We start from the raw sequence: 9843 nt of genomic DNA on the forward strand, positions 1-9843 counted from the left end.
GTGCTGTTTCTCGGCATCGTCGGCGGCCTGATGCTGGTGGAGAGCATCAACACCATGCGCCAGTCGCGCGGCGGGGCCGGCACGGGCGAGGTTCGCCACAAGACGCACCACAGCCGCATCCAGCGCCTGCCGCTGAAGATGCGCTTTCGCCGCTCCAAGCTCTACGTCTCGGTGATCCCGGTGCTGGGGCTGGGGGTGTTCATCGGCATCCTCGCGGCGATCATGGGCGTTGGCGGCGGCTTCATCATGGTGCCGGCGATGATCTACCTTCTGCGCGTTCCCACCAGCGTGGTCATCGGCACCTCGCTGTTCCAGATCATCTTCACCTCGGCCATCACCACGGTTCTCCAGGCGGGGACGAACACTACGGTGGACGTGGTTCTGGCCTTCCTTCTGATGGTGGGCGGGGTGATCGGGGCGCAGTTCGGGGCGCAGGCGGGCCGCAAGCTCAGGGGCGATCAGCTCCGCGCGCTGCTGGCGCTTCTGGTTCTTGCCGTTTGCGTGCGACTGGGGATGGAACTGGTGATCACGCCCGCCGATCCCTATTCGCTGAGCTCGCCCTCCGGGGAGGCGCAATGATGGCAAGGCATCGCGCAAGAAGCCTGATCTGCGGTGTGCTGCTGGCGCTGGCCGGACCGGGAGTGGCACAAGCCCAGGAGACCCAGACCCAGGCCCAGGCACAGGCGGTGACGCCGGCCGCGCCAGCGGAGCCGCGTGCGGAAAGCTTCGAGATCGGGCTGTCGACGGAAGTCATCGCCATTGGGGCGGATTTCAACGGCGCGCGGCTGACGGTGTTCGGGGCGCTGGAAGGGGGCGACTACCAGCTTCGCCGGCAGGGTCGCTACGACATTCTGGTGGCGCTGGAGGGACCGCGCCGCCCGGTGGTGGTGCGCAAGAAGGAACGGACCGCGGGCGTTTGGATCAACCGCGAGTCAGAGAGCTTCGAGATCGCGCCGGCGTCCTATTCGCTGGCCTCGACGCGGCGTCTGAACGACGTGGCGCCGGCGCCGGTGTTGCGCCAGCTTTCGGTGGGCGAGGATTATATCCGCCTGGCGCTGCCGCGCCCGGAGGCCGAAGCACAAGCACCTGGGTCGGGCGAAGGGATGGGCGAAGGCAGCGAGCGGCGGGACGAGTTCGCCGCGGCGCTGCGGCGCATCCGCTCGGCCAGCGGGCTCTATGCCGAGACCTACGGCTCGGTGGAGTTTGTCGGGCCGACGCTGTTTCGGGCGGATCTACGGCTACCGGCTGACCTGCCGGTGGGCGAGCACGTGGCGCGGGCGTTCCTGTTTCGCGACGGCGTGATGGTGCGCCAGCGCCAACTGTCGCTGAGGGTGGTCAAGGCCGGGTTCGAGAGCGCCATCCATGGCCTCGCCGTCGACTACGGCTATCTCTACGGCCTCTTCGCCGTCTTCCTTGCCGTCGTCACAGGATGGCTCGGCCGCGTCCTCTTCAAACGCGATTGAGGGCGGGAGCCCAGCCTGCTCCCGCGCTCAGCCCGCCGCGACGGACCAAAGCAGCGGCCTGTCGGGGCGGAAGACCACGACCTGCCCCTCCGGCCCCGCATCGACATCGTCGAACACCGCTTCCTCCGGGGGCTGCTTGATCAGGGCGATCCTGTCGTCATTCGGAGCCATCTTGTAGAACGCCGGACCGTTCAGCGAGGCGAAGGCCTCCAGCCGGTCGAGCGCGCCCTCCTCGTCGAAGACCTGGGCAAGGCATGGCAGCGTCACCGGCGCGTTGAAGACGCCGGCGCAGCCGCAGGCGCACTCCTTGGCTCCCACGGGATGCGGCGCGGAATCTGTGCCGAGAAAGAACCGGCGGTCGCCGGACGTTGCGGCCTTCCTCAATGCGAGCCGGTGCTTCTCGCGCTTGGCGATGGGAAGGCAGTAGAGATGGGGCCTGATGCCGCCGCGAAAAATGTCGCTGCGGTTGATCATGAGGTGGTGAGGGGTGATGGTCGCGCCGAGCCTGTCGCCGCCTTCCGAGGCATAGGCGACGCCTTCTTCGGTGGTGATGTGCTCCATCACGATCCGAAGTCCGGGAAAATCGCGCCGAAGCGGGGCGAGCACGCGCTCGATGAACACCGCCTCGCGGTCGAAGATGTCGACCGTCGGATCGTTGACCTCGCCGTGGACCAGGAGCGGGATGTCGGCCTTCTCCATCGCCGCCAGCACACCAGCGACACGGCTCATGTCCTTGACACCCGCGTCCGAGTTCGTGGTGGCGCCCGCCGGATAGAGCTTGACCGCCGTCAGCTCGCCGGAGGCGGCGCCTTGGGCGATCTCCCCGGGATCGGTCTCTTCCGTCAGGTAGAGGGTCATCAGCGGCCGGAACCGGCTTGCCGCGGGCGTCGCCGCCTCGATGCGTCGGCGATAGGCCCTGAGATCGTCCAGGGAGCGCACCGGCGGTTTAAGGTTGGGCATGATGATCGCCCGGCCGAACGTGCCCGCGCTGCGCGGCAGGACGGCCTTCAGCATCGCCCCGTCGCGCAGGTGAAGGTGCCAGTCGTCCGGACGAATGATCTCGATTCTCTGGGTCATACTCATGTCCTTCGTCAGCGTCTGGCCGCTGCGGCGCCGGGAAAGGCGGATCCGGCTGCCGCCGCAGTGCCGCTTGGCTTCAGCGATTCAGCATCGGCTGTATGGAGCAAGCCTGGTGCGTTCTGTCCACCTGGATCGGCTCGCTCGACCGCATGAGATCAGGATTTTGATACCCAGGGCTCATTCTCCAGCCCAATCAGCCGTCTTCGGATTGTTTTGGAGCCTCGCGCAGACTCGCCGTCGAACGGCGATGTGTGGTCGGCGAAGGTGTGCTTCTCTGCCCGGAAAGGCATCGCAAGACCGGCAAAACGCACACAATTTGGGCGTAAATGTCTATTGCATTATCCTTCATCAGCATTCACTATGAAGAACATCGTTCTTTTAAGAGAACAAGGAGAGACGGATGCCTGCTGATCGTCGCGTGCTTTTGAAGGGGATGGCAATGGGATTGCTCGGGGCGGTCGCGGCCCCGGTGCTCCGGCCATCTCGCGTTTTCGCCCAGTCGCAGGCTACGCCGGAAATCGCCGAGCTGGAGCTCATCAGCGTACGCGATCCGCAACATTCGGCTCAGATCGCGATTGCGCAGGAGATGGGCTACTTCGCCGACGAGGGCCTCGACATCACCCTCAACTACACCGTCAACGGCCCCGATCTGCCGAGCCTCGCAGCCAGCGGCAGGGTGCAGGTGCTTGCTTCGGCCATGGAGCAGGTGGCCTCGCTGCGCGAGAAGGGGCTCGACTTCAAGTGGATCATGAAGTTGTCGGACATTTCGAACACCCAGGGCGTGGTGATCGGAAACAATGCCGGCATCGACAAACCGGCCGATCTCGCCGGCAAGCGGGTCGGCATGTATGCCGGCGCGGCGGTCGAACTGGCCGTCCTTAATATGTGCAAGGCTTACGGCATCGACTTCGACTCCCTGAAATTCGTCAATATCGAGCCGCCGGAGCAGGCGCTGGCGCTCATGCGCGGCGATATCGACGTGATGGCCTGCTGGGAGCCCTATGTGAGCAATGCCGCGAAGATGGGCGGCCGGCTCTATTTCACGGGCTCCAAATCCTACATCGACAACCCGGATGATCCCAAGCCGGTCAACTGGCTCTATCTGTCGACCGGCCTCACGACCACTGGTGAGTTTCTGGATAAGGCGCCGAACACGTTGCGCGCCATGATGCGCGCGCTGTTCAAGGCAAACGAGATGCTCGCCACCGATGTCGACGCCGCCGTCGCGCCGATCTCCAAGAATCTCGGCATTCCGAGCGAGGGTCTCGCCGATATTCTGCGGATGAACGACTACAGCCCGGTGGTCGATCAAAGGTTGATGGACGGCTACCCCGTCTATCAGGACTGGGCGATTTCCCGTGGCTACCTGACCACCGGCGCCCCGCTGAGCGAATTGCTCGATCTCAGCCTGCTGAAGGACATGAAGCCCGACGCTGTGAAGATCTGATCGAGCAAACGCTAAGGCGGCGAGGCCCATGTCCCAGAATGTGATTTTCGAGAATGTGAGCAAGACGTTTCCCGGCCGTCGCGGCGCCGCCGCCAACACGGTCATCGCCGGGTTTTCGGGCGAGGTGGCGGTCAACGAGTTCCTCTGCCTGCTCGGTCCGAGCGGCTGCGGAAAATCGACCGTCCTCAACATGGTGGCCGGGTTTGCGAAGCCGACGTCCGGGCGGATCTCGGTCGGCGGCCGGCTTGTGCGGGGGCCGGGGCCGGACCGCGGCATCGTCTTCCAGCAATACGCGCTGTTTCCCTGGTACAGCGTGGCGCGCAACGTGGAACTGGGGCTGGAAGCCAAGGCGGTGCCGCGTGCCGAGCGCCGGGAGACGGTGGAGCGCATGCTGCGCGCGGTCGGCCTGTGGGCACACCGCGACAAATACCCCAAGGAGCTCTCGGGCGGCATGAAGCAGCGCGCGGCGATTGCCCGCACGCTCGCCGCGGATCCCGAAGTTATCTTGATGGACGAGCCCTTCGCTGCTCTCGATGCCCAGACCCGCGAGCACCTCCAGCAGGAGTTGCTGTCGATATGGGAAGGCTCGCGCAAGACGGTGATCTTCGTCACCCACAGTGTGCAGGAGGCGGCGCTGCTCGCCGACCGCGTTACGATCCTCGGCCGCAACCAGGGACAGGTGATCGCCTCCTTGCCCAGTCCCTTATCGCGGCCTCGCAACCGGATGGATGACGACGTGATCGCTTTCGAGCGCGAGATCTATGCCTGGCTGAAGCAGGCCGAGGCGACAGGCGTGGATGCCGAGGCCGCCTAGAGCGCCGGGCGGCGGCACCGCGCGTGTGGGCGAATGGGAAGAAAGACGATGTCCGAGATGAACATGACCGACGCGGCCGTGCGTAGCGGCCGGCAGATCTGGCCGCAACCGCGCCTGAGGGTCCCGGCCAAGCTGGTGACGCTGATCGTGGCCATCGCGCTGTGGCAGATCATCTCGCTGGCGAACGACCATCTGCACTTTTACAACGCCGTGCTCGTTCCCTCGCCATGGCGGATCGTGGCCGCCGGTTTCGCCCTGGCAAAGACCGGCGAGCTCTTCGTCCACATGGGCGCCTCGCTGCTGCGCGTCGCCGCGGGCATGGCTGTAGCCATTCCGCTGGGCGCGGGCCTGGCGCTTCTGGTGACCAGCAGCCGAAAGGCGGAGGTGGTCCTCGATCCGATCATCGAGCTGCTGCGCCCCGTGCCCAGCCTCGCGCTGCTGCCGGTGTTCATTGTCTGGTTCGGCATCGGCGAGACAACCAAGATGGTGTTCATCGCCTACAGCGCCTTCTTCATCATCTTCGTCACCACCGTCGAGGCAATCCGCAACATCGAGCCGATCCTCTTCCAGGCGGCCGGCAGTCTCGGCCTCAACCGCGCCCAGACCTATTTCCATGTCACCTTCAAGGCGGCGCTGCCGCAGATCATGGTGGGCGTCCGGCTGGCTCTCGCAACGTCCTGGTTCCTGATCGTCGGGGCCGAGTTCCTGGCCGCCAACGAAGGTCTCGGCTTCCTGATCAATTTCTCCCGCGTCTGGTTCCAGATCGACAAGATGATGGTGGGCGCGGTGGTCATCGGTCTGCTCGGACTGGCGAGCAACTACCTGCTGCTGCTCCTCGAGGCGCGACTGTTCGCCTGGCGCGAACGCCGCGCCTGAACCGAGCGCCCCGGCGGCACGCGGCCGGCGCCGACCCCTCGTCATTCTCAATCGAAAAACCTTGGAAGCCATCCCATGACAGCCAATCCGCTGCTCGACGTCTTGACCGATCCTCCCTATGCCGGGCCGCAGCGCGATTTCGTCGGCTATGGCCGCAAGGGCCTGAAGGTGCACTGGCCGAACGGCGCCAAGGTGGCCCTGACTCTGGTGGTGAACTACGAGACGGGCGCGGAAGCCTCGTGGCCGGCGGGCGACCGGCGCAACGACAAGATTTTCGAGTTCCCCTACGTGCTCGATCCGCGCTTTCGCGACCTCGCCCAGGAGTCTGTGGCCGAATATGGCAGCCGCGCGGGGGTCTGGCGCATCGCGCGCATGCTGGACGACCTCAAGATGCGTTGCACCTTTTCCGGCTGCGCAGTCGCCTTCGCGCGCAATCCCGAGGTCGGCGCCTATGTAAAGGAGGCGGGCCACGAGGGCTCGTCGCACGGCTATCGCTGGGAAGAGGTGTGGAACTTCTCGCGCCAGCAGGAAAAGGAGCGCATCGCGGCCGCAGTCGAGATCATCCGCGAGACCTGCGGCGAGCGGCCGATCGGCTGGCAAACCCGCCATAGCGGCTCGCTCAACACCCGCGAATTGCTGGTGGAGGAGGGCGGCTTCCTCTACGACTGCGACTCCACCGCGGACGATCTGCCCTATTACGTCACGGTCGGCGGCAAGCGGCATCTCATCGTTCCCTACTCCAGCACCTACAACGATCACCGCTTCATCATCGCCCAGGGCTATTCCAGACCGCAGGATTTCTTCGACTATTGCCGCGAGGGCATCGACTATCTGCGGCGCGAAGGCGAGACCCGGCCCAAGATGATGACCGTGGCTGTCCACGCCCATTGGGTGGGGCAGGCGGCCCGAACGGCGGCGCTGCACCGCTTCCTCGAATACGTTCTGGGCACGGGCGATGTCTGGGTGGCGCGACGCCGCGACATCGCGGAGTGGTTCTCCGAGAACTACGACACCTTCGTCCGCGACACCGAGGCCGAGGCGTAAGCCCTCGCTATAGGAAGGTAGTCCGGTGCGGGACCTCTCTGCCCCGGCTAAAGATCATGTCGAAGATACTAGTGACCGGCCACCAGGGGTTCGTCGGAACCCGGCTGGCCAGAGAACTTCTGCGCCACGGGCACCTGGTCGGCGGACTTGAGACGCCGCTCGGCGAACCGATCGACCTCGTCGACGCCGACGCCGTGGACGCCTGTGTGATGGCTCTGACGCCACAGGTCGTCATCCATCTTGGCGGCGTATCCGGCCCGATGCTGCTGAACGACCGGCCGGATCTCGTGTTGCGGATCAACGGCGAGGGCACGCAGAATGTCCTTTCGGCGGCGGCCAGGCATGGCGTCCAGCGGGTGATCTACGCCTCCTCGGTTGCCGCCTTTGCGGTGCCGAGCGGTGGCGATCGCGCGCCGGAGACCGTCTATGGCGTCACCAAGCGCCTGGGCGAGATGCTGACTCGACTGGCGGGCCGGACCGCAGGACTGGAAACCTGCAGCGTTCGGATCGGCTCGGTTTTCGGTGCCGGGCGCGAGACCGCCAACCCCATGCACGAGATGGTGGAGGCGGCTCTCGATCGTGGCGTCGTCCCTTATGGCGGCGCCACGCTGGAACCCTGCATCGAGGTTCGCGATTGCGCGGCGATGCTCGCGGGGCTGGCGACAGCGGCATCCCTGCGGCCCAGCTACGATGCTGTCCTCTATACGCCGACCGAGCGGGAGGTCGCCGGTCTGATCGCGGAGATCACCGGCGCCGCCGTCGAGTGGACCGGAAAGGGGGCGCCCACGCAGATGTTTTCGCGGTCCTTCGACGCGCAATCGCTGATTGCTGATGCGGGCGTTGGCGAAGTCATTCCATTGCGGGACGCGCTGGCGGATCTGGTCCGGTTTTTTCAGACGAAGCGCGACGCGCGAAAGTGGCCGGCGGGCGCGCGACAGGAGACGGCATGACACAGCAGCTCGACGGCAAGGTCGCCCTCATCATCGGAGCTGGCGGCGGCATCGGAGGCGCCATCGCCGAACTCTTCGCTCGTGAAGGCGCCAGCCTTTGTCTGGTCGACAGGCGGGCCGAGACGCTGGAGGCCTCCGCCACCCGCTGCGCGGAGCATGCCGAGGTGTTGCCGCTGGTGGCCGACGTGAACGACGAGGCGGCGGTCGAGGACATCGTCCGCCAATGTGCCTCCCGCTTTGGCCGGATCGACGTCCTGGTGAACAGCAGCGGTGCCATCAGCGAGGTGCATCTCCGCGATATGTCGGTTGCCCAGTGGCAGGAGGTGCTGACCGCCAATCTCCTCGCGGTCTTCCTCGCCTGCCGGGCCGTCCTGCCGCAGATGGAACGGCAGGGGAGAGGACGGATCATCAACATCGCCAGCCAGATTGGGCAGAAGGGCGCGCCGCGCTTCACCCACTATGCGGCGGCCAAGGCGGGCGTGATCGGCTTCACCAAGTCGCTCGCCAAGGAGGTCGCCGGCAAGGGGATCCTGGTGAATGCCATCGCGCCGGGGCCGGTCGAAACCTCGTTCAACGACAGTCTCAGCCCGGCGACCCTTTCGGGGACGCAGAATCTGCTGCCGCTCGGCCGCGCCGCGGTGCCGGCGGAAATCGCCCCGACCGCGCTCCTGCTGGCCAGTTCGCCCGGTGGTGATGCCTTCGTTGGCCAAACCGTGGGACCGAACTGCGGCGACGTCATGCTGTGAACGCTCGGCAGGCACCGCCGAGTGGGGGGTGCTCTGTCTCTCCCGCCGAAACTTCGCCCCTGATCAATCGATGGGGCGCGGAAAGTCCGGCGGGATCCGACTGCCGAAAAGCGTGTGCAGTTCGTCGACGGCGCGCGTCATCGACGTCACGATCAGGTCTTCCTTGCCCTCCATGACGGCAATGGTTCCGACGCAATCGCAAATGTAGGCGATCTGCCCCGCCTGATCGAAGACCGGCATGGCCACGGCCATGACGCCTTCAGTGAATTCGTTGATACTGCGCGCATAACCCCGCTCGCGCGTTGCACGAATCTCGGCGCGGGCTTCGTGTGTCTTGACGATGGTCTGCGCCGTATAGCGCTTGAGTTTCTCGCGACGGAACCAGGCGTCCACCTCGAACTCCGAGCGCCAGGCGAGGCTGGCGCGCATATGCGCCGTTGCATCAGGCGGAAGCCGATACCCCAGGGGATAGGAGATTTCCACGCTTTGCTTGGCGCTCACCTGGTCGACCACCAGGAAGCCGCCGTCGGGAATGGGCCGCGACAGGACGCAAGCGGTTCCGACGAGCTTCGACAGCCGTTCGAGAGTGGGTCTGATATGACCGACGGAAATCTCGTTCCTCAGCGCGCTCGAAAGGTCTCGCATGAGGCCGATGTGCAGCGTGTAGCGCTTGGTGATCTCGTCGAAACTCAGCCAGCCATGGTGGCAAAGCGTCTTCAGGATGCCGTGGCAATGGCTTTTGGTGGTCTCGGTTTCCTTGGCGATCTCGGCCAAGCCAAGGCCGTTGTCCGCCCCATTCAGCAACTTCATGATGCGAATCGTCTTGTCGACGGCCGGCACCAGGGCGGACTGACGCCGCTCCGCCACATCGGGGATCGCCTCCAGCACCCAGTGATCGTCCATCGGCGTCAGCCGCTCGTAGCGCTGCTCATCGCGCGACGAATGTCCGGCAGCGATCGTCTTCTGGCTCTTGGTCACGGATGGCTTGTCCGGTGGATAATTTCAGCAGAATGCCATTCTATTGGTAGAACGAGAGACCCGCCAGAGAGAAAGTGCCATCATCTGTGCACGGTTCGAGTATGGCTATGCGTCGACGTCGTCTCCGAATGGTGAAATCGACGCGAAGCTGGTCCGAAGTCCTTTTTATATCCACGAAGTTCTGCCAACCGAATCAAGGGATGTGCGCCTGGGCTCATGCAACAGGTGTCGTGTGCCTGCCGGCCTCCCTTGCCGTGGAAGTGCGGGCTTCAGCGCGCGAACCCCAAGCGTGCCGGATTTCTCCGGCAGGTTCGCGCATCCGCCAAGTTTTTGATATCGTGAAAATACCAGCCTTGCCCTACCCACCGGCCGTTCGCGCTGCGGTGTCTGTCGACCCCGTTCGCGCTACAGCGCCAGTTTCGCCTGCACGGCCAACGCGCTATCT

General features: G+C 65.1%; 10 protein-coding genes. 8 read left to right on the forward strand and 2 right to left on the reverse strand.

What is annotated here, in order from left to right:
* Window positions 1-579, forward strand: a 579-nt coding sequence (locus B5D38_RS18345; protein ID WP_131829966.1) for a sulfite exporter TauE/SafE family protein, incomplete at its 5' end; no start/stop codon positions are given.
* Window positions 579-1463, forward strand: a complete 885-nt coding sequence (locus tag B5D38_RS18350; protein ID WP_078709911.1) for a TIGR02186 family protein — start codon at window positions 579-581, stop codon at window positions 1461-1463. The genes B5D38_RS18345 and B5D38_RS18350, both read left to right, overlap by 1 nt.
* A 27-nt stretch (window positions 1464-1490) precedes the next feature.
* Here B5D38_RS18350 and pyrC read toward each other — a convergent pair whose 3' ends face one another.
* The gene (gene pyrC / locus B5D38_RS18355; RefSeq protein ID WP_078709912.1) at window positions 1491-2540 is read right to left on the reverse strand and encodes a dihydroorotase; all 1050 of its coding nucleotides are present in this window, start codon (window positions 2538-2540) and stop codon (window positions 1491-1493) included.
* 403 nt (window positions 2541-2943) lie between these two features.
* On the opposite strand from pyrC, the gene B5D38_RS18360 reads away from it, so the two are divergent.
* From B5D38_RS18360 to B5D38_RS18385, 6 genes are all read left to right on the forward strand, one after another.
* Window positions 2944-3990: an ABC transporter substrate-binding protein gene (locus B5D38_RS18360; RefSeq protein WP_078709913.1), complete on the forward strand. Its 1047-nt coding sequence runs from the start codon at window positions 2944-2946 to the stop codon at window positions 3988-3990.
* Window positions 3991-4018: 28 nt separating this feature from the next.
* Window positions 4019-4804 (forward strand): ABC transporter ATP-binding protein, encoded by a 786-nt coding sequence (locus tag B5D38_RS18365; protein WP_078709914.1) that lies wholly within the window; start codon window positions 4019-4021, stop codon window positions 4802-4804.
* Window positions 4805-4852: 48 nt separating this feature from the next.
* Window positions 4853-5680, forward strand: a complete 828-nt coding sequence (locus tag B5D38_RS18370) for an ABC transporter permease (RefSeq protein WP_165690903.1) — start codon at window positions 4853-4855, stop codon at window positions 5678-5680.
* A gap of 75 nt (window positions 5681-5755) precedes the next feature.
* Window positions 5756-6724 carry a polysaccharide deacetylase family protein gene (locus tag B5D38_RS18375; RefSeq protein ID WP_078709917.1) on the forward strand — a complete coding sequence of 323 codons (969 nt, stop codon included), beginning with the start codon at window positions 5756-5758 and terminating at the stop codon, window positions 6722-6724.
* A 56-nt stretch (window positions 6725-6780) separates the two neighbouring features.
* On the forward strand, window positions 6781-7674 hold the full coding sequence (locus B5D38_RS18380; protein ID WP_078709918.1) for an NAD-dependent epimerase/dehydratase family protein: 894 nt from the start codon (window positions 6781-6783) through the stop codon (window positions 7672-7674).
* Window positions 7671-8420 (forward strand): SDR family NAD(P)-dependent oxidoreductase, encoded by a 750-nt coding sequence (locus B5D38_RS18385; RefSeq protein ID WP_078709999.1) that lies wholly within the window; start codon window positions 7671-7673, stop codon window positions 8418-8420. The genes B5D38_RS18380 and B5D38_RS18385 overlap by 4 nt, the downstream gene beginning before the upstream one ends.
* A gap of 63 nt (window positions 8421-8483) precedes the next feature.
* Here the strand turns inward: B5D38_RS18385 and B5D38_RS18390 are convergent, their stop codons facing one another.
* On the reverse strand, window positions 8484-9398 hold the full coding sequence (locus B5D38_RS18390; RefSeq protein ID WP_078709919.1) for an IclR family transcriptional regulator: 915 nt from the start codon (window positions 9396-9398) through the stop codon (window positions 8484-8486).
* Window positions 9399-9843: the final 445 nt, after the last annotated feature.

It is taken from the genome of Consotaella salsifontis, assembly GCF_900167365.1.
Lineage (GTDB): Bacteria > Pseudomonadota > Alphaproteobacteria > Rhizobiales > Rhizobiaceae > Consotaella > Consotaella salsifontis.

Excerpts from the sequence above, each read along its gene's own strand:
- B5D38_RS18350 (WP_078709911.1), top strand. The coding sequence starts at position 579 with ATGGCAAGGCATCGCGCAAGAAGCCTGATCTGCGGTGTGCTGCTGGCG.
- pyrC (WP_078709912.1), bottom strand. The coding sequence starts at position 2,540 with ATGACCCAGAGAATCGAGATCATTCGTCCGGACGACTGGCACCTTCAC.
- B5D38_RS18360 (WP_078709913.1), top strand. The coding sequence starts at position 2,944 with ATGCCTGCTGATCGTCGCGTGCTTTTGAAGGGGATGGCAATGGGATTG.
- B5D38_RS18365 (WP_078709914.1), top strand. The coding sequence starts at position 4,019 with ATGTCCCAGAATGTGATTTTCGAGAATGTGAGCAAGACGTTTCCCGGC.
- B5D38_RS18370 (WP_165690903.1), top strand. The coding sequence starts at position 4,853 with ATGTCCGAGATGAACATGACCGACGCGGCCGTGCGTAGCGGCCGGCAG.
- B5D38_RS18375 (WP_078709917.1), top strand. The coding sequence starts at position 5,756 with ATGACAGCCAATCCGCTGCTCGACGTCTTGACCGATCCTCCCTATGCC.
- B5D38_RS18380 (WP_078709918.1), top strand. The coding sequence starts at position 6,781 with ATGTCGAAGATACTAGTGACCGGCCACCAGGGGTTCGTCGGAACCCGG.
- B5D38_RS18385 (WP_078709999.1), top strand. The coding sequence starts at position 7,671 with ATGACACAGCAGCTCGACGGCAAGGTCGCCCTCATCATCGGAGCTGGC.